Below are 17,665 nucleotides of genomic sequence, written 5' to 3' on the forward strand. Positions count from 1 at the left end.
GAAGTGGAGACCATCGGACCCATGAGTCCGCACCGCGCGGCCATCGCCGCGGACCGGGTCCAAGGAGCGGCACCCTCGCCGCCCCTTGGGCCCGAGGCGGGCTGGGGACATCCCCTGCTGGACTGGCTGCTGCGCCGCCAGCGTCGCCTGCAGCAGCTGGACCAGCGGCATCCCTGGCTGCTCGATACCGCGGTCGTGCTGATCGTCGCGGTGATCGGCCTGACCGACCTGCTCTCCGACGGCGGTAGCGACGGCCCCTTCGGGAACACCGAAGGCCGCGACCACCTGCCGGCCGCCGTCTCGTACGTGGTGTCCGCCGCACTCATCGTGCCGCTGTGGTGGCGCCGCCGCTCCCCGGCCCCCGTGTATTTTCTGATCGCCCTGCTCGCCCTCGTCCAGGGGGCGCTGGGCCTGCAGGTGGCGGCCGGCATCGCCGCGTTCATCGCCCTGTACACCATGGCCCGCTACGGTTCCCTGCGGCTGCTGGGCTGGGTCGCCGCCGTGGCCATCGCGGAGGAAACAGTTCCGGTCCTCCTTCTCCTGCCGGCTGAACGCTGGCTGCAGAGCCTGTTCTTCGAGCTGGGGACGGTCACCGCGGCTGCCGCAGTCGGGCTGACGCTGCGCACCCGCCGGCTGTATCTGACCGCGCTGGAAGACCGCGCCCGACGCCTGGAGATCGAACGCGACCAGCGCGAACAGCTCACCGTCGCCGCCGAACGTTCCCGCGTCGCCCGCGAGATGCACGACATCGTCGGCCACAATCTCTCCGTCATGATCAGTGTCGCCGACGGCGCCGCCACCCTCGCCGCCAACATAGGCGAGCAGTCCGAACAGGCCCTTCGCATCCTCGGCGACACCGGCCGCCAGGCCATGAGCGAACTGCGGCGCGTCCTGGGCGTCCTGCGCGAGGAGAAACACGGCGAACGGCCGCTCAGCCCGCAGCCCGGCACCCGCGATCTGGACGCCCTGCTGGCCCGGGTCCGAACCGCAGGACTGGGCGTCACCTACCGCACCCTGGGCAACCTCGACACGCTCGGCAGCAGCGTGCAGCTGACCGTCTACCGCATCGTCCAGGAAGCCCTGACCAACACCCTCAAGCACGCCGGTGCCGACTCCACCACCGACGTCGCCGTGACCGCAGACGCCGGACAAGTCCGGATCCGGATCGCCGACACCGGAGCCCCGCCGGGGGTACGTCGACCGTCTCCGCAGCCCGACGATCCCGGGCACGGCCTGGTCGGCATCCGCCAGCGGGCCGCCCTGTACGGCGGCACCGCCACCATCGGCCCGCGCGACGACCGGCCCGGCTGGATCGTCGACGTCGTACTCCGCACATCCGACGAGCCCGCCCCGCCGGCACCAGGAGAAGAACCGCCACCATGACCACCGTGCTGATCGCGGACGACCAGCCCCTGCAACGCATGGGCTTCCGCATGCTCATCGAGGGCACCCCCGAACTGACCTGCGTCGGCGAGGCCGAACACGGCGCGGAGGCCGTCCGCATGGCAGCGGAACTGCGCCCCGACGTCGTCCTGATGGACATCCGCATGCCCGGCATGGACGGCCTGGAGGCAACCCGCCGGATCACCGCCGCCGGCGGCCGGACCCGCATCCTCATCGTGACCACCTTCGACCTCGACGAGTACGCCCACGACGGACTGCGCGCCGGAGCCAGCGGCTTCCTGCTCAAGGACGCCCGCCCCGAGGAGATCGTGGCCGGCATCCACGCAGTCGCCACCGGCGACGCTGTCGTGGCCCCCCGCCTGACCCGGCGCCTCCTTGACGCCTACGCCCATCAGGTCCTCGCCCCCACCAGCACCCCTGCCACCGAGGACCCCCGGCTGGCCACCCTCAGCGGCCGTGAGCGGGAAGTGCTCATCGCCATCGGCCGAGGCTGGAACAACACAGAGATCGCCGAACGGCTCGTCCTCACCGAATCCACGGTGAAGAAGCACGTCGGCCGGGTCCTCGCCAAGATCGGAGCCAGGGACCGCATCCAAGCAGTGATCATCGCCTACGACGCGGGACTGGTCCGGGCACAGCCGTAGCTGGGGCGCCTCTGCTCTGCGGCGGCGCCATCGCAGCGCCGAGGGCCGGTGCCACCCCGGCTTCGCGGTATCCCCCGGTTGGCCCGGCGAGTTGGATCCCGGCGCGGCGGGATCCGCCTGAGAATGCGCAAGTTCACTGCCCGACCCGGAGATCGTATGTCCCGCACTCGCCATCAGCTCTCCGGCCGCTCCCGCGAAGCCATCGAGCCTCTGACGACCGGCCAGCTGCTGGTCGGCATGGTCACCGTAACGCTGCTGGTGACGGCAATCGGGTCGCTGGCCGACTCGGTCATGGCGCTGGTCGGGCTCTTGGTGTTCATGCCCGCAGCTGCGGCCGCGCTGTGCACCATGCGCCAAACAGCGTTGGTCTGCGCAGAGACCGCATTCCTTGGCCCCATCGCGTTCCTGGTGGGCGGCCAGGTGACACTGGCCGACCACGTACTGCTGCTGGTGCTCACCGTCTGCCTGGTCGCGGCATCGCTCTACGCCTGCCACCGCCGCATCCACAGCGAGCGCGCGATGCTGCGGCTGCACTCCGCAGCCGTGACCATGCAGCGGCAGATCCTGCGCCCACTGCCGCTGCTCACCGATGACGTCCTGGTGGACGGTGTCTACGAACCGGTGCAGGAAGACCGCCTTGTGGGCGGCGACATCTACGACGTCGTCGAATCCGCCTGGGGAACCCGCGTCCTCACCGGTGACATCCAGGGCAAAGGACTGGCCGCGGTGGGCGCCGCGTTCGCCGTCATCGGAAGCTTCCCTGAGGCCGCCCATCGCGAACCACCCTGACCGCGCTCGTCGACGCCCTCGACGCCTCCGTCGTACGGCACAACTCCTACGTGGCACAGACCGGCGACGACGAGCGGTTCGTCACCGTCCTCATCCTCAACATCGACACCCACAACGAGGTGCAGGCCATCAACTGCGGTCACGTACCGCCGCAACTGCGTGACTCCGACACCCAGACCACGCCGCCGCTGGACACCGGAGTCCCCCTCGGACTCGCCGCGCTCGCGACCGAACCCGCCACCGCCGACTGGTTCGCCTTCCCACCCGGCGCGACCCTGCTGCTCAGCACCGACGGGCTGACCGAGACCCGTGCGGCGGACGGCACGTTCTACCCCGTCGACGAACGCCTCGCGTGTCGCGTCGGCCTTCCCCCGAGCGACCTGCCCAGGCTCTCCACCACGATGCCCGAGCCTTCACCGGCAACGCAGCCCCGCACGACGACGTCGCCAACCTGACCGTCCGCCGCTCGCCACGTCGCCTCTAGGCCAAGGGGAGCAGCACGGTGAAGCAAGCGCCTTCGCCGGGCACCGTCCTGAGTTCGACGCGGCCTCCGTGGGCCTCCAGGATCGCGGCGGTGATGGCCAGGCCGAGCCCGGTGCCGCCGCGTGTACGGGAGCGGGCCTCGTCGACCCGGTAGAACCGGTCGAAGATGTTCGGCGCGGACTCCAGTGGAACGCCGGGCCCTTGGTCGATCACTTCCAGGACGACACGGCCGTACGATTCCGGACTTCCCGCCACGGCCACGGGAGGTTCTGGCCGTGTGACGGGCATGCCTACGCGGATGTGCACCGGCGTGCCGGGCGGGGTGTGGGCCAGGGCGTTGCCGACGAGGTTCGTGATCACCTGCCGTATCCGGTGTTCGTCCACCGTGACCCGGATCGGTTTCTCGGCGCTTTCCAGGATCAGCGGCCGCTCCGGGTCGCGGACACGGGCGTCGTGCACGGCGTCGTCGACGAGCGAGCGGACGTCCAACTCGGCCAGGTCCAGGGCACGTTCCTGGTCGAGGCGGGCCAGCAGCAGCAAGTCGTCCACCAGGCGGCCCATCCGGATCGCCTCGCCCTCGATCCGGCCCATCAGCCGGTCCACATCGGCCCGGTCCGGCGCACCGCCGCAGCGGTTCAGCTCGGCGAAGCCACGGATCGACGTCAGCGGGGTGCACAGTTCGTGTGAGGCGTCCGCCACGAACCTGCGCAGCCGCGTCTCTGACCGTTCCCGTTGGCGCAGCGCGGAGGAGAGCCTGTCGACCATGGTGTTCAGCGCGCCACCGAGCCGGCCGACCTCGGTATGGGGGTCCGCCGCGAGCCGCAGATCGAGGTGGCCGCCGGCGATGTCCTCCGCGGTCCTCTCGATCTTGGTCAAGGGCCGCAGTCCCAGCAGGACCAGCAGGAACCCGACCCCGCCGAGGACGAGCAGCAGAGCGATCCCGACCCCGACCTCGATCCAGATCAACTGCGTCACGGTCGCCTCGGCGGTCTCCGTCGACTGCGCGGCCACGATGATCCGCGGCCCATCGGGCATCGTCCGCTTGGACACCACGACGCGCCAGTCGCCACCGCCCTGCTGGTCGGCAACCGTGAACGGGCGCTCGTCGTACCGATCGACGGTGGTCGAGTTGATCAGCGGTAGGGCGGGCCCCACCCCGGCCGGCTGGGCGGACAGCTGCGTCTTCCCGTTGCCGTAGAGCACCTTGAGCGCGAACTCTGTGGGCAGACCGCTGGAGTTGCGCCGGTCCTCCGGCGACGGCTTCAGCTGTCCCGGGCGGCCGTCCACTTGCTGCACGAGGACCCTGAGCTGGTCGTCCATCCGCGCGATCATCGACTTGCGGATCAGCACGACGCTCGCGGCCCCGATGGTCCCAAGGCCGAGTGCAGCCAGCACGAGCAACGCCATGACCAGGCGCGCCCGTAGGGTCCACGGCCTGCGCCACCGGATCTTGCTCATCGCCTTCTTGCTCATTGCTCTTCCCTGGGCAGCCGCAGCGAGTAGCCGATGCCCCGGATCGTGTGGATCAGCGGCGGTTCCACCGAGTCGATCTTGCGGCGCAGGTAGCTGATGTACGACTCGACGATCCGGCCGTCCCCGCCGAACTCATAGCTCCACACCCGGTCGAGGATCTGCGGTTTGCTGACCACCCGCTCAGCGTTGACCATCAGGTACCGCAGCAGGTTGAACTCAGTGGGCGACAGCCGGACAAGACGGCCGGCCCGGTGGACCTCGTGGGCGCCCTCGTCGAGCACGAGATCGGCGTACCGGAAGGTGCCGTCGTCCTGCGGGACGTCGGTGCCGCTGCCCGTCCGTCGCAGGATCGCCCACAGCCGCAACACCACCTCCTCCAGACTGAACGGCTTGGCCACGTAGTCGTCGCCGCCGGCTGTCAGGCCCGCGATCCGGTCCTCCACGGCACCCCGTGCGGTCAGGAAGAGGACCGGCACCCCGTCATGCACCGTACGGAGGCTGCGGGCGAGGCTGAAGCCGTCGGTGTCAGGCAGCATCACGTCCAGAACGACGATGTCCGGCCGTACGCGCCGGGCCGTGGCCAGCGCTTCGGCTCCGCAGTTCGCCGCGTGCACGGTGAACCCGCTGAGCCGGAGCGCTGCCGACAACAGCTCCAGGATGTTCGGTTCGTCGTCCACTACGAGGACGGTCGCCTCGCCACGCTGCTGCTGGTCCACTTGACCAGCATCGACGACGAACCTGGGAACTTCCTGAGAACGGGGATTCAGGCGCCCGCGCACTCGTGCAGGGTTCCGGCCTCGCCCGCCTTGAGCACGGGCTTGCAGTTCCGCTCGACCCACCTGGACCGCTCGATGACCGTCTTCTCGTCCATCTGCATCATCCCGCCGCCGGTGAGCACGAACCGCAACCGGCCCTCACGCACCCAGGTGGACAACTGGTCCAACGACGGCACCGGGTCCTTGCCGTCGAACCCGCCCATGCCGACCACCGTCGCGTCGCTGCCGACGATGTACACCCCCGCGGCCTGGGAGCCGCCCTCGACGGCCAGGGTGATCGCTTCTCCGGACGCATTCGACGTGGCGTAGTCCAGAATCTTGCGCTGGTCCGCGGTGAGTTCCGCGCTGTCCCAGCCGGCCGGCATGGTGTCGACCGTCGGCCCCGCGGCCGGCAGGCTCGCGATGGCTGTGGTGGAGGCCGCAGCGGCACCGGACCACACGGCGGGTGCGAGGAGTACCGCGCCGACCCCGAGCCCGAGTCCCAGCCCCGGGACCTTGCGCAGCACCAGGGACAGGATCGCGACCAGCGCGACGATCACCACCGCGTACCGCAGCCAGCCGTGCCATGAGGTGTTCCGGGAGACGAGCACCCAGGCCCACCCCGCCGTCACCGCGACACTGGCGGGCAACGCGAACCGTGCCAGTCCCTCGCTCTCCCGGTACTTCTGGAGCGCCCACACGGTGCCTACGCCGACGAGTGCGCCGATCGCGGGTGCCATGAGGGTGGTGTAGTACGGGTGGAAGACGCCCTTCTGGTTGCTGAACACGACGGCGCTCACCAGGAGCCACCCGCCCCACAGCACCCAGCCCGCCCGGTTCGCGGTGTCCACCGGTGCGGACCGGCGCAGCCGCCGGAAGCCGAACACCGTCGCGGATGCCACCGCGATCAGCGCCAACGGCAGCAGCCAGCTGATCTGCCCGCCGACCGCCTCGCCGAACATCCGGCCCGTGCCGGACGAACCGCCGAAACTCGTGCCGCCCGGGCCGCCGAAACTCGCGCCGCCGGGTCCGCCGGGGCCACCTCCGCCCGCCGGTGCCCCGCCGTTGCCGTTCCCTTCACCGCCGAACACGCGGCCGAGCCCGTTGTAGCCCAGTACCAGATCCAGGACCGTGCCGTCGGTGCTGCCGCCGATGTACGGCTTCTTGCCCGGCCACAGGCCGACTGCCGCGACCCACCACAGTGAACTCGCAAGGAGCACAACGGCCGCACCGGCAAGGTCGAGCGCCTGACGGCGCCAGTGCGCCTTGCTGCCGGCCAGGTACGCGGCGAAGAAGGCAGGAATGACGATGTACGCGGCCGCCATCTTCGCCAGGAAGCCGCACCCGAGCAGGAACGCCGTGAGCAGCAGCCACTTCGTCCTTGTACGGGGGTCCAGCGCTTTCATCGCGCGGGTGAAGGTGTAGGCCGCCGCGACGAGCGTGAGGACGAGCATGGTGTCGGTGTTGTTCGTGCGGGTGGTCGCCACCGTGATCGGCGTGAGCGTGAGGACCAGCGCGGCAATCAGCGCGGCCTTCTCGCCCGCCCACATCCGGGCCGTCCGGTGCAGCAGGAAGATCGCCGCGACACCTTCGACCACCTGCGGCAGGAGCACGGACCAGTGGTGGAAGCCGAAGATCTTCACCGAGACCACCTGCGGCCACAACGACAGCGGCGGTTTGTCGATCGTGACCACACCGGCCGGGTCGAACGAACCGAACAGGAAGTTCGTGAAGCTCGACGACATCGACTTGGCCGCGGCCGTGTAGTACGTGTTGCCCCAGCTGTCGGTCCACATCACCCAGCCGTACAGCACCGTCCCCAGGACGAGGATCGCGGTGAGCGCGTACCGCGGCCAGTGTGGGAGACGTTGCTGCGGCGGTTCGCCGGGCACTGCCTGCTGCGTCTGTTGGGCTTGGCCGGTATCGGCGGTGGTCATACGTTTCCCTTTTTGTGTTTGAAGACCCAGCCGCGCAGCAGGACGAACCGGCCGGCCGTGCCGAGCACGGACGCGCCGAGCAGCACGACCAGCTCGAGGAGACGCGAGGGTTCGGCCACTGCCGAGTGCAGGACGAGCAGCGCGGTCGATGTGAACGCGTAGTAGAGGCCGAAGACGATGAGTCCTTGCAGGTGCGCTCTGCCGGACGAGCCACGAGAGCCGAGAAACGTGAACCGCCGGTTGGCCTCGGTGTTGAAGATCGTGGTGACCACGAGCGCCAGCAGGTTGGCTGCCAACGGGTGCATCGCCGGCCGCAAGAGTGCGTAGAGCAGCAGGGTGACCGCGGTGGACACGAGACCGATCACGCCGAACGACAGCAGTTGCCAGACCAGCCCCGGATCCCGTCGCGACAACACCGCGTCCGGGTGGGCCGCTTGGGGTTCCGGACGCCGTGGCAGGTCGGCGACTCTTGCCGTGCCGGCGGCTTTCGCCCTCGCCACCCGGGTCAGGCCCCGAATGTCCTCAAGCGCGGTCGATCCGATACTGACCCGGGTGTCGATGTCCTCGACCCAGTCGACCGGCACCTCGTGCACCCGCAGTCCATTGTGCTCGGCCAACAGCAGCAGTTCGGTGTCGAAGAACCAGTTGTCGTCCTTGATGTGGCCGAGCAGCGGACGGATCACGTCCGTGCGCGCGGCCTTGAAACCGCACTGGGCGTCGGAGAACTTCGCGCCGTGGCTGAGCCGGATGAGCGCGTTGTAACCCCGGGAGATCAGCTCACGCTTCGGGCCGCGTACGGTCCTCGCGCTCGGGGCAAGCCGCGAGCCGATCGAGACGTCCGAATGGCCGTTGACCAGCGGAGCCACCAGGGGCAGCAACGCGTCGAGGCCGGTCGACAGGTCGACGTCCATATAGGCCACCACGTCGGCGTCGCTCCATTGCCACGCGGTGCGCAGGGCCCGGCCACGGCCCTTCTCGTCGAGATGCAGCACACGGACCTGATCCGATGCTTCGGTCAGCTCGTTGGCGATCGCCAGGGTGGCGTCGGTGCTGGCGTTGTCGACGATGGTGATGGTCCACTCGAACGGCAACTGTTCGCCCAAATACGACATCAGGACGTCCACGCAGCCGCGCAGCGCGCGTTCCTCGTTGTACACCGGGATCACGACGTCGACCGTGGCGGTCTTGGTCGCACCGGTCAGGTCCGGCGGTGTCGCCGGGGCAGGGGTGCCAGTCATGACAACAGGTGTGCCAGGCGTACCCGCAAGCAGCCTGGACGGAACCTGAAAGAAGCCTGGGAATCTGCGAGTTCGGCTCCCAGGTAACTCGCACAAACGCGCCCTACGGTCGCGGCGTGTCAGGAACATCGGAATCCGTCGACATCGACGAGAAGCAGACGCGAACATCCCGCCGAGTGGGACTGGTGGTTACAGCGGTCGTGCTCGCGGTCGTGGCCAGGGTCGCCATGTTCGACCACGAGTCCACCGACTACAAATTCTTCGTCAAGGGCTGGTACGAATTCATTTCCACACACGGTGGATTCGGAGCTCTCAAGTACAGCTTCGCCGATTACAACGTCCCTTATCTGTACCTGATAGCGGCATTGACCTATCTGCCGATACCCGCACTCACCGGGATCAAGATCATCTCGGTGGCGTTCGACCTGCTACTGGCGTACTTCACCTACCGCATCGTCGCACTGCGCCACACCGGCCGCAGGCTGCCGGCACTGGCTGCCCTCATGGTGTTGTTCCTCCCCACCGTGGCGACCAACAGCGGGATGTGGGGGCAGGCCGACTCCATCTACGCCGCGTTCGGCCTCGGCGGCGTGTACTTCCTCCTGCGCAGGCGGCCGTGGCCGGCCGGCGTCTTCTTCGGCCTGTCGCTGGCCTTCAAATTGCAGGCAGTCTTCCTGTTCCCGCTGCTGCTGGTCCTCGCATGGAAAAGGTGGATCCCGTGGCGGGTACTGCTGGCCGTCCCCGGGCTCGTCCTGCTCCTTGACGTGCCGGCGTTGCTGGTCGGAGCGCCCATAGGGCGCTTGCTGTCGGTGTATGCGGACCAGACGAGCGCGTATCCGGCGCTGTCGATGCTCGCGCCGTCGATCTACCAGTTCCTCCCGGCGAGCGCCGACGCGGAGGTGATCCGGCCCATCGGTATCGCGGTGACCGGACTGGTGATTCTCGGGCTGTGCCTCGGCGTACGGCTCAGCCGAGTGCGCCTTACGACTGCGAAAGTCGTGCTGATGGGAGCAACTTCGGCTGTCCTGGTGCCATTCCTCCTGCCGTCGATGCACGAGCGCTACTTCTACCTGGCCGAGGTACTCACCGTGATCGCGGCGTTCTACCTGCCGCGCCGCCTCTGGTACGTGCCTGTCCTCGTACAGGTGGCCTCCTTCCGCGCCTATCTCCACGTGCTGTTCCCGGCAGCGGATTCGATGCCTCCGGGAGACCTGCCAGGAGGGCCCGGCCTTCCCGTACCCGGTGGGCACTCGGAGCCCGGGGACATGTCGGGCGGTATGCCGGGCGCGATGTCGGACCAGTACGCGCCCACCCTGGAGTTCCGGGTCCTCGCTGTGCTCATGGCGATCGCGGTCGTGTCCGTGGTGTGGACGGCATTCCGCGAGTTCCGGCGAGACTCCCCCCTGGAGCACAGAAAACACCCATTCACGATGCGCTGAGTACGCGGTAATCCACCAGGTTTCACTGCGGAATTCCACAGCCAACCCGAGGGAGTCAGAACATGTACGTGGCAGCCGCCGAGCAGCCAGGAGGCCTCGCCGGCCTGATGGTGGACATCATGGACGAGCTGGGCGGACCGGGCGCGGCGCTCCTCGTCGGCATCGACAACGTCTTCCCGCCGATGCCGAGCGAACTGGTGCTGCCCCTGGCCGGTTTTGCCGCGAGCCAGGGCACCATGAGCCTGTTCATGGCGCTGTTCTGGACCACCCTCGGCTCCGTCGCCGGTGCCCTGCTCACCTACTGGCTGGGCGCGTGGCTCGGCCGCGACCGCGTCCGCTCCCTGATCATCCGCGCGCCACTGATGAAGCCGTCAGACTTCGACCGCACCGAACGCTGGTTCCTCGAACACGGCACGAAGGCGGTGTTCTTCGGCCGGATGGTGCCCCTGTTCCGCAGCCTCATCTCGCTGCCGGCAGGCGCCGAACGGATGCCCATGCTGCGGTTCCTGTCCCTGACCACGCTCGGCAGCCTGATCTGGAACGCGGGCTTCGTCGTGGCCGGCTACCAGCTGGGCGCCAACTGGCAGGACGTCGACGAGTACGCGGGCATCTTCCAGAAGGTGGTCATCGCAGTCGTCGCACTGGCAATCGTCGTGTTCGGGGCGGTCCGGATACGCGAACAGAGACGAAGCCAGGGCCATGTCCAGTAGCGGTACCTCTTCGTCAGCCTCGCGCAGCGGCGGGGGTTCGCGAGTACCTGACCGGGCCGATCCGGCCACCCTGCCGGAGAAAGCCACCTGCTACCTGGCCATCAACCTGGCCCACCCCGACGCACCCCGCGCCGCCACCAGCCCGCACCCGGCACTCGACCTGCTGGCCTGGATGCCCCTGCTCGCCCTGACTGGCACAGCCCGGTTCTGGGAACCCCGCCGACTGCGGTTCCGTCGCTTTTCCGCGGCCGCCCAGCTCGTCACCACCGGCCGCGCCGCATCCTCCGCTTCACCCCCCACTGGCCCTGGACAGGCGAGATCACAGCCGCCCTCGAACGAAAAACCATGCCGGTCTCGTACTCCAGCGCGCCGAAGGCCACCCCCTTCGCATCGGCGGCCGCTGCAGGTACTTGGCGAGTTCGCCGAGCCGTACCCGGGGCTGATGGGCCGTGCCGCGTACGACGGCGGCGGTCAGCGCGCCGCCACGCTCCAGATAGACGCGGGCCTGATGGACCGGGTGCATGCTGGCGCTGGCACCGGTGGCGGCGAGGTCGGCGGCCGCCTCTTCGGCCGGGGTCATCCGGTCCGGGTTGCACCGGTATCCGGGGTGCCGCCTACCTGCTGCGTGCGGTCAGGCGTTTCACCTCCTGCGCAGCATGGCGTGCCTCTTGCTCGGCCCGGGTGCGCGCGTCGGCGGCCGCGTGGCTTCGTTCCTCGGCATCCTGTCGTTCGTGGTCGGCTCGCTGGAGCTCCTGCCGCGCCTCTTGCAGTTGCTGCTCGGCAGCGGACACCTGCTGCTGGGCCTGGGCATGGCGGTCGCGTGCCCGCTGCAGTTCCGTATCGGCGTCGGTTTGTTCGGCGCGCATGTCGCGCAGCCGCTGCGCGGCCTCCTCGGCTGCTCTGCGGGCCTGATCGAGCCGTTCCTGCCTATGGCGGCGCCGTTCGGCGAGTTCGTCCTCCTTCGTCCGCGTCCGGGCCGATGGCGGCGGGGCCGCCTGCCCGCTCGGCTTCCGCGGAATTCGGGCCGCCGGGGCGGGGCCGGAGGGAAACTCCGATGAGGGGGTGAGGGCGCCTTCCAGGCGGCCGGTGGCCCATCGGTCGGCCGCGTCCGGGTCGGCGAGCACGGCGCGCAGTGTGGATTCGACGTCTTGCTGCACCGTGTCCGACAGCTGGTGCCCGGCCTCCTCAGCAAGCTGCCCGGCCTGCTGGGACAAGGCGAAGACGACGCGCCGGCGCTGGGCGGACAGCTCTTTGATCCCGCTGCTGTCCAGGCTGTCGTACGCCTCGCGCAACGCCCGCCCCAGCTCCAGGAACCGCTGGCTCTCCTCCGGCTGAGAGCGCAGCAGCAGGTTCGCGGCCCAGGCCGCGAGTGTGGGGCGGCGGGCGGCATGGATCCGGCGGGCATCCTCCACGCGGCCGGCCGCCTTGGCCGCGGCCGCCAGCTCCTCACGACGGGCCACGAAGGCGTAGGGCGGCGTGGTGTAGAGCTCGTCGAGAACGGCCTCCACATCCTGCTCCGTGCCGCCCCGGAGGGCCTTGCGCGTGTTCAGGGTTCCCACACCTCCGGCCCGCCTTCATGCCACTCGATCAACCCCGACTCGGCGACATCCAGTTCGTCCCAGCCGGTCAGGCCGGCGTTCTGCAGGAACACGGTGAGGTCGTGGAGGCTGTACGCGGTGCCCAGGACCCGATCGTCGATGCGCACCCTGCGGCCGCCAGTCTCCGACGGCGGGTAGACGATCACGCGGCGCTCGGACATGGCACCAGCCTCACCCGCGCCGGATAACCGCGCATCCCGGCCGGGCCCTGTTTCTGGTCTCGCTTCCGAGGCCCGGGCATGAGGGCGGACCTGGCGCTACAGGTCGGTCAGCAGCCGCGTGGGCGTCTCGGACAGTTCGTCCGGTTCCAGCGTGGCGCGCTCGGCGCGGAAGGAGATCACGAGCGGGGGTGCATGCCGTCACTGGTCCGAGCTGTGACCGTTCGCGGTTGTTGGCGATTGAGGCGGGGTGGCTTCGCTGCTCGCGCGGTTTCTGTTTGACGAGTTGCGCAGCCGGGTTGCCGTCACCACGCCCGCCACGACCTCCACCACGGAGTCCGCCACCGACGGGCGTGCAGGTGTCGCCAACCTTGGTGGACCCGCGCCCGGACTGGGAGACCAGGCGCAGGACGAGGAGGGTGGCGACACCGTGCCCCGCGATGCAGGTCGCTCAGCCGCCGCCAGAGCCCGAGCCATAGAGCGCAGCGATGCCTTTGGACGTCGCCCACCGGCTGTAGGTGGGCGACTGAGGCCAGCCCTCGGGCGAGTCCTGCCACTCCTCCTGCCGTCCGTACGGCAGGAGGTCGATCAGCGGGAAGGTGTGACTGAGCTGTTCGGTGCCCCGGCCGTTGGTGTGCCAGGTGCGATAGACGGTGTCGCCGTCGCGCAGGAAGACGTTGACCGCGAATCCTCCGTCGGGCGGTGCACCGACGTCGGCCCCGAATGAGCTGTTGGCAGTCGAGTACCACGTCATCTGGTTGCCGACCCGCTGCTTGTAGGCGAGTGCCTCTTTGATCGGGCCCTGGGTGACGATGATGAAGCGCGCATCGTAGTTGTCCAGGAACTCCAGGCGGGTGTACTGCGAGGTGAACCCCGTGCAGCCCGGGCACTGCCATTCCTTGCCGGCGAACCACATGTGGTTGTAGACGATCAGTTGCCTCTTGTCTTCGAAGACGTCCGCCAGCCGAACGGGGCCGTCCTCGCCCTCGAGGGTGTAGTCGGGCATCTCGACCATCGGCAGGCGACGACGCTCGGCGGCGATGGCGTCGAGCTCCCGCGTCGCGGCCTTCTCCCGGGCACGCAGCGCCTCGAGTTGGCGCTCCCACGTTGCGGCGTCGACGACGGGTGGTAGTGCGTGGGTGGTCATGGTCCCCTCACAGAACTCGTGTGCAGCTTTCGCTCGTGCAGAGGTAGACCCCACCGGGGCCCGGAACTCATCGGCGCAGCTGGGGTCCGGACAACTCCTTCCTGTCAGCGAGGCCTTGAGGCCTTTCGGTCGCGTCCCGAGCGCGGCATGCGTCACCTGCGGTGACGGCGGGCTCCTGCTGGCGCCGACACTGCTTCCGCCCGGTGCACGATGACGTTGAACGCATCGTGCGAGCGTGCGGTGTGGCCGTCGATGAGTCGGTGTGGTCGTCGATGAGGACGGCAGGGGCCTCGGTGAGGGTGCGAGCGAAGCGGTCCCATACGGGTGGCGCGCACACCATGTTGATCATGTTTCGTCTAGCGCGGCCCTCCAGTTGCCGAAGGCACCGGGCACTAGCGCCGCCACGCCGAGCAGGGGCGGCGTGACGGCGTTGAGCGACGACTGAATCGAACCAGAACCGAGTTGGGTGCGGCTCCTCTGAAGGGAACGTGATGGGACAGCGGCCAGGCGGCCGCCTGACGCGAGCCGCAGAGGTCACACGAGTCTGACCGGTCCGGCGTCGATCGGCAGGCGGACCAGGAGGTAGGGCTTGCGGCGCAGGTCCTTGCCCTCGTGGAAGGGCGACAGCCGGTTGAGCTGGTTGGCGATGGCGTACAGGTGCCGGTCCGAGGCGACGGACAGGGTGTCGATCCAGAGCAGGTCGCGCCCCTGGGCGAGGGTCCGGTAGGTGCCGTTCGGGCTCCTGCGCCAGAGGGAGTTGTGTTCCAGGTCGCCGCCGTAGAGCCGCCCCTTGTCGTCGCTCTCCAGGCCGTCGGCCATCGGCTTGAACCCGAGGTCCTCGACCGTCGCCGCCACCTCGGCGTCCGTGGCGTCCGGGTCGGCGAGGGCGTCGGTGGACACGCTGTGCAGCCGGCGGCTGGACAGCGGGCAGTAGTAGAGGCGCGTGCCGTCGGCGCTGAGAGCGATGCCGTCGGAGCCGGTCTCGTACGGCGTGGGCTCGCCGCCGGCGGGGCGGACCATGAAGGGCTCGCCCTCGATGACCGGAAGGAACTGCTTGTCCGCGAGCGCCGAGGGATGCCCGGCCAGTCGCCGCCAGGAGCGGCCCGTGGCGAGGTCGACCACGATCACGCCGTTCGAGCCGCCCGAGTCGGTGATGAACGCCATGCCCTCGGCGCCGCGCCGCAGGTCGAAGCGCACGTCGTTGGGGTAGCTGTTCGCCGGCACCACTTCGGCTGGGAAGAGGATCTTCCGTACGATCCGGTCGGTGCGCAGGTCGACTGCCACGAGTTTCGGACCGCCGTAGGAGGACCCGGCGAACAGCGGGCTTCCGGTGTCGAGGATCCACAGCCGGTCGGCCGGGTCGACGACGACACTCTGCACCGACTGGAAGTGCCCGGCCAGGTCGGAGGCGTCCTCGCGGTTCACCTCGGCGTCGGGGTAGGCCACCGGCTTCCCGCCCCGCAGTTCGGCGACGGTGAACGGGACGTCGTCGCCCCAGCGGGGAAAGTTGACGAAGATGCGGCCGCGGCGCGAGACGGTGACCCCCGTCGGCATCGCGCCCCAGAAGCGGGCAACGACCTCGTAGTGACCGGCTGTTGAACCGGAGGGGGATGCGGAGGCGTAGGCGGGTCCGGCGAGTTGGGTGGCGGCCAGCGACGCGGTGGTCGCCGTAAGGAACGTACGTCGTTTCATGAGACCGTCTCCTGCTGGGTCAAGTCACCGGAGGGCGCGGCGAGTTGCCGCAGCACCTCGGCGCGTGGTGGGAATGGCCGGACACTGCCGCGGCTGGTGGAGGCCGCCACCAGGAGCGCTGTCCGCCGAGGACATCGCCTGCGGCTACCGCCAACTCCTGGAAGGGGAACGGGGTCAAACGGCCGGTGGACCTGGTGCTCTCAGGTCCGCCGGGCTGCCGGGCGGGTCTTCGCGACCATGCTGCGGTCCCCCGAGGAGACCATCGCGTGAATGGGTACGGTGCTGACGCTCATGAGCGTCGCAAGGCCCCGGCGGCCCTGCTGGCGAGCGAGCGCCGGACCCATGAGGTGCATCAGGGCGGTGAGGGCCGGCATCGGACGCCCGAAGAGCGTGATCTCCGTGATGCGTGCTTGGTCGTCGAGCCGCAGCATCTGCACCTCCTCGAACGACTGGGAACCCACCCGGGCCCGGTAGACCAGGGCGTACGTGTCGCCCTCGCCGGTCTGGGTGTGGTACCGGACGTCCTTGACCGCCGCGAACGCCACGGTCAGGAAGTCGCGCAGCTGGTCAGATCCCTCGAAGGGGAACTGGTCGGTGAGCGGCGAGCTGAGCACGACGTCCGGGCTCAGGCACGCGACCGCGGCGTCGACATCACCGCGTTCCTCGGCGGAGCGCCAGCGCGCGACGGTAGCGGCGGCGGAGTGCAGGGTCTCGGACATGGGTCTCTCCCGGTATCAGCGGCGCGATTGGGTTTGCGGGTGGCGGGGGTGTCAGCCGGCCAGCTTGTTCATCGTGCGGACCTGCTTGTCCAGGACCCAGGCAGGAACGAAGCGGAGCATGCGCGCGCGCCCGGCCAGGGGTCCGGCGGCATAGCGCAGCTTCGGCTTCGCGTCGGTCGCTGCCGTGACGATCGCCTTGGCGACCACCGCGGGGTCATCACCGTCCTTGATCGCCTCCGCCATCAGGCGATCGAAGACGCGCCGCTGGTCCGCGTAGGTCTGCAGGGGCGTGTCGGGCTTCGCGCTGTTGGCCTCGAAACCGGTCCTGGTGTAGGCGGGTTCGACGAGCAGCGAGCGGACGCCGTACTCCCGGACCTCGTGGTCCAGGGCCTGGGAGTAGCCCTCGATCGCATGCTTGGACGCGCCGTAGACGGCCATGTAGGGAGCGGGCAAGAACCCCTGCACGGACGAGAGGTTGATGATGCGCCCGCGTCCCTGGGCGCGCATGTGCGGCAGCACCTCCTTTACCATGCGCATGACACCGAAGACGTTGATGTCGAAGACGCCCTGGGCCTGCGCGACGGAGGTTTCCTCGGCCGCGCCTATCGAGCCGATGCCGGCGTTGTTGACCAGGACGTCGATCCGCCCGAACCGCTCGATCACCTGCTGGACCGCGGCGGTGACCGACTTGTCACTGACCACGTCGAGGTCGAAGAACGTCACACCGTGGAGCGGGGTGACGCGTGAGGTGTCGCGGCCTGTGCCGGCCACCTCGAAACCCGCCGCGACCAGCGCGAGCGCGGCCTCCCTGCCGATGCCGGAGGACGCGCCCGTCACGAGGGCCACCGGCCGATTTGTCGTCATCATGCACTCCCGAAATCATCCGGGAAACCGGTCGGTTTCCCCTTGCCCTCACTGTAAACCGATCGGTTTCCAATGCACAAGCTCAAGCACGGAACTGATCCCAGGCCGCGTCACCGGCCGGCTTCAGGTGGAGCTGACCGGCGCCCGCCGGCATGGCGGCACGGGCCGGATGAGCAAGCAGGGGAGACGCGAGGGCGCAATCCCCGCGCTGCGATCGCCGAGTTCGCGCTCAAGGGCTACTACGGCACCTCTGCCGAGGCGATTGCCAAGCGTGCGTCGGTGTCACGCAGCCGTACCTCTTCCGACTCTTCCCGGGCAAGAAGGCGATCGTCGTCGCCGCCTTGACGCGGAGCACGGAAGACGCCCGCCAGGCTTGCGAGAGGGCGGCCAGCGCCATGGCCGTGGCGGCGGCGCGATGGCGGCCGCCGGAGGAGCTGGTCGAGGTGGCCGGTGAGGTAGCGGTGGCAGGCGTCGGCGTTGTCGCGGCGGGCGGCGGGGAGGCTTCGGCCCGGGCTTGGACGGTCATCTCGGCGGAGGCGCGTTCGGCATGTCCAGCGAGGGCCGTGCGCCCCAAACTCCGGCGTCGCCGGTCGCATCGTCAGTCGACCACGCGAT

At 69.2% G+C, this 17,665-nt stretch carries 15 protein-coding genes and 3 pseudogenes; 7 read left to right on the top strand and 11 right to left on the bottom strand.

Annotated elements, in window-relative coordinates; genetic code table 11:
- Positions 1-21: 21 nt before the first annotated feature.
- From ACGFNK_RS18790 to ACGFNK_RS18800, 3 genes and pseudogenes are all read left to right on the top strand, one after another.
- The gene (locus ACGFNK_RS18790) at positions 22-1,383 is read left to right on the top strand and encodes a sensor histidine kinase (protein WP_393417156.1); all 1,362 of its coding nucleotides are present in this window, start codon (positions 22-24) and stop codon (positions 1,381-1,383) included.
- On the top strand, positions 1,380-2,048 hold the full coding sequence (locus ACGFNK_RS18795) for a response regulator (RefSeq protein ID WP_393417158.1): 669 nt from the start codon (positions 1,380-1,382) through the stop codon (positions 2,046-2,048). Before ACGFNK_RS18790 ends, ACGFNK_RS18795 begins: the two co-directional genes overlap by 4 nt.
- A 156-nt stretch (positions 2,049-2,204) precedes the next feature.
- Positions 2,205-3,321, top strand: a pseudogene (locus ACGFNK_RS18800) (PP2C family protein-serine/threonine phosphatase).
- Here ACGFNK_RS18800 and ACGFNK_RS18805 read toward each other — a convergent pair.
- From ACGFNK_RS18805 to ACGFNK_RS18820, 4 genes are read right to left on the bottom strand one after another with little or no spacing between them, the layout of a single operon-like run.
- On the bottom strand, positions 3,318-4,793 hold the full coding sequence (locus ACGFNK_RS18805; RefSeq protein WP_393417160.1) for a sensor histidine kinase: 1,476 nt from the start codon (positions 4,791-4,793) through the stop codon (positions 3,318-3,320). The pseudogene ACGFNK_RS18800 and the gene ACGFNK_RS18805 sit on opposite strands and share 4 nt — an antisense overlap.
- Complete coding sequence (locus tag ACGFNK_RS18810; RefSeq protein ID WP_393417162.1) at positions 4,790-5,509, bottom strand: response regulator transcription factor; 720 nt, start codon at positions 5,507-5,509, stop codon at positions 4,790-4,792. The genes ACGFNK_RS18805 and ACGFNK_RS18810 overlap by 4 nt, the downstream gene beginning before the upstream one ends.
- 47 nt (positions 5,510-5,556) lie before the next feature.
- Complete coding sequence (locus ACGFNK_RS18815) at positions 5,557-7,485, bottom strand: ArnT family glycosyltransferase (protein ID WP_393417164.1); 1,929 nt, start codon at positions 7,483-7,485, stop codon at positions 5,557-5,559.
- Positions 7,482-8,723 (bottom strand): glycosyltransferase, encoded by a 1,242-nt coding sequence (locus ACGFNK_RS18820; protein ID WP_393417166.1) that lies wholly within the window; start codon positions 8,721-8,723, stop codon positions 7,482-7,484. Before ACGFNK_RS18820 ends, ACGFNK_RS18815 begins: the two co-directional genes overlap by 4 nt.
- Positions 8,724-8,839: 116 nt before the next feature.
- On the opposite strand from ACGFNK_RS18820, the gene ACGFNK_RS18825 reads away from it, so the two are divergent.
- From ACGFNK_RS18825 to ACGFNK_RS18835, 3 genes and pseudogenes are all read left to right on the top strand, one after another.
- The gene (locus ACGFNK_RS18825; RefSeq protein WP_393417167.1) at positions 8,840-10,162 is read left to right on the top strand and encodes a hypothetical protein; all 1,323 of its coding nucleotides are present in this window, start codon (positions 8,840-8,842) and stop codon (positions 10,160-10,162) included.
- Positions 10,163-10,224: 62 nt separating this feature from the next.
- Entirely contained in the window at positions 10,225-10,872 is a 648-nt protein-coding gene (locus ACGFNK_RS18830; protein WP_393417169.1) for a DedA family protein, read from the top strand.
- Between the two features lie 151 nt (positions 10,873-11,023).
- A pseudogene (locus ACGFNK_RS18835) lies at positions 11,024-11,211 on the top strand (IS1380 family transposase); the annotation flags it as partial.
- Here ACGFNK_RS18835 and ACGFNK_RS18840 read toward each other — a convergent pair.
- The 7 genes from ACGFNK_RS18840 to ACGFNK_RS18870 all read right to left on the bottom strand — a co-directional run bounded on the left by ACGFNK_RS18840 (position 11,192) and on the right by ACGFNK_RS18870 (position 17,050).
- Entirely contained in the window at positions 11,192-11,452 is a 261-nt protein-coding gene (locus tag ACGFNK_RS18840) for a hypothetical protein (protein WP_393417171.1), read from the bottom strand. The pseudogene ACGFNK_RS18835 and the gene ACGFNK_RS18840 overlap by 20 nt on opposite strands.
- A gap of 34 nt (positions 11,453-11,486) precedes the next feature.
- The gene (locus ACGFNK_RS18845; protein WP_393417173.1) at positions 11,487-12,431 is read right to left on the bottom strand and encodes a hypothetical protein; all 945 of its coding nucleotides are present in this window, start codon (positions 12,429-12,431) and stop codon (positions 11,487-11,489) included.
- Positions 12,419-12,631 carry a hypothetical protein gene (locus ACGFNK_RS18850; RefSeq protein WP_393417174.1) on the bottom strand — a complete coding sequence of 71 codons (213 nt, stop codon included), beginning with the start codon at positions 12,629-12,631 and terminating at the stop codon, positions 12,419-12,421. The genes ACGFNK_RS18845 and ACGFNK_RS18850 overlap by 13 nt, the downstream gene beginning before the upstream one ends.
- 448 nt (positions 12,632-13,079) lie before the next feature.
- Positions 13,080-13,775 (bottom strand): DUF899 domain-containing protein, encoded by a 696-nt coding sequence (locus tag ACGFNK_RS18855; RefSeq protein WP_393417176.1) that lies wholly within the window; start codon positions 13,773-13,775, stop codon positions 13,080-13,082.
- 534 nt (positions 13,776-14,309) lie between these two features.
- Positions 14,310-15,467, bottom strand: a complete 1,158-nt coding sequence (locus tag ACGFNK_RS18860) for an L-dopachrome tautomerase-related protein (protein WP_393417178.1) — start codon at positions 15,465-15,467, stop codon at positions 14,310-14,312.
- Between the two features lie 200 nt (positions 15,468-15,667).
- The gene (locus ACGFNK_RS18865) at positions 15,668-16,186 is read right to left on the bottom strand and encodes a nuclear transport factor 2 family protein (RefSeq protein WP_393417180.1); all 519 of its coding nucleotides are present in this window, start codon (positions 16,184-16,186) and stop codon (positions 15,668-15,670) included.
- Positions 16,187-16,237: 51 nt separating this feature from the next.
- Positions 16,238-17,050, bottom strand: coding sequence for an oxidoreductase (locus ACGFNK_RS18870; RefSeq protein ID WP_393417182.1), 813 nt, complete (start codon positions 17,048-17,050; stop codon positions 16,238-16,240).
- 169 nt (positions 17,051-17,219) lie between these two features.
- On the opposite strand from ACGFNK_RS18870, the pseudogene ACGFNK_RS18875 reads away from it, so the two are divergent.
- A pseudogene (locus ACGFNK_RS18875) lies at positions 17,220-17,448 on the top strand (TetR/AcrR family transcriptional regulator); the annotation flags it as partial.
- Positions 17,449-17,665: the final 217 nt, after the last annotated feature.

Origin of the sequence: Streptomyces sp. NPDC048825 (assembly GCF_043198355.1) — a bacterium.
GTDB lineage: Bacteria > Actinomycetota > Actinomycetes > Streptomycetales > Streptomycetaceae > Streptomyces > Streptomyces xiangluensis.

Bases quoted from the DNA above. Each gene is read 5' to 3' on its own strand.
- ACGFNK_RS18790 (WP_393417156.1), top strand. From the start codon at position 22: ATGAGTCCGCACCGCGCGGCCATCGCCGCGGACCGGGTCCAAGGAGCG.
- ACGFNK_RS18795 (WP_393417158.1), top strand. From the start codon at position 1,380: ATGACCACCGTGCTGATCGCGGACGACCAGCCCCTGCAACGCATGGGC.
- ACGFNK_RS18805 (WP_393417160.1), bottom strand. From the start codon at position 4,793: ATGAGCAAGAAGGCGATGAGCAAGATCCGGTGGCGCAGGCCGTGGACC.
- ACGFNK_RS18815 (WP_393417164.1), bottom strand. From the start codon at position 7,485: ATGACCACCGCCGATACCGGCCAAGCCCAACAGACGCAGCAGGCAGTG.
- ACGFNK_RS18820 (WP_393417166.1), bottom strand. From the start codon at position 8,723: ATGACTGGCACCCCTGCCCCGGCGACACCGCCGGACCTGACCGGTGCG.
- ACGFNK_RS18830 (WP_393417169.1), top strand. From the start codon at position 10,225: ATGTACGTGGCAGCCGCCGAGCAGCCAGGAGGCCTCGCCGGCCTGATG.
- ACGFNK_RS18840 (WP_393417171.1), bottom strand. From the start codon at position 11,452: ATGACCCCGGCCGAAGAGGCGGCCGCCGACCTCGCCGCCACCGGTGCC.
- ACGFNK_RS18850 (WP_393417174.1), bottom strand. From the start codon at position 12,631: ATGTCCGAGCGCCGCGTGATCGTCTACCCGCCGTCGGAGACTGGCGGC.
- ACGFNK_RS18855 (WP_393417176.1), bottom strand. From the start codon at position 13,775: ATGACCACCCACGCACTACCACCCGTCGTCGACGCCGCAACGTGGGAG.
- ACGFNK_RS18860 (WP_393417178.1), bottom strand. From the start codon at position 15,467: ATGAAACGACGTACGTTCCTTACGGCGACCACCGCGTCGCTGGCCGCC.
- ACGFNK_RS18865 (WP_393417180.1), bottom strand. From the start codon at position 16,186: ATGTCCGAGACCCTGCACTCCGCCGCCGCTACCGTCGCGCGCTGGCGC.
- ACGFNK_RS18870 (WP_393417182.1), bottom strand. From the start codon at position 17,050: ATGACGACAAATCGGCCGGTGGCCCTCGTGACGGGCGCGTCCTCCGGC.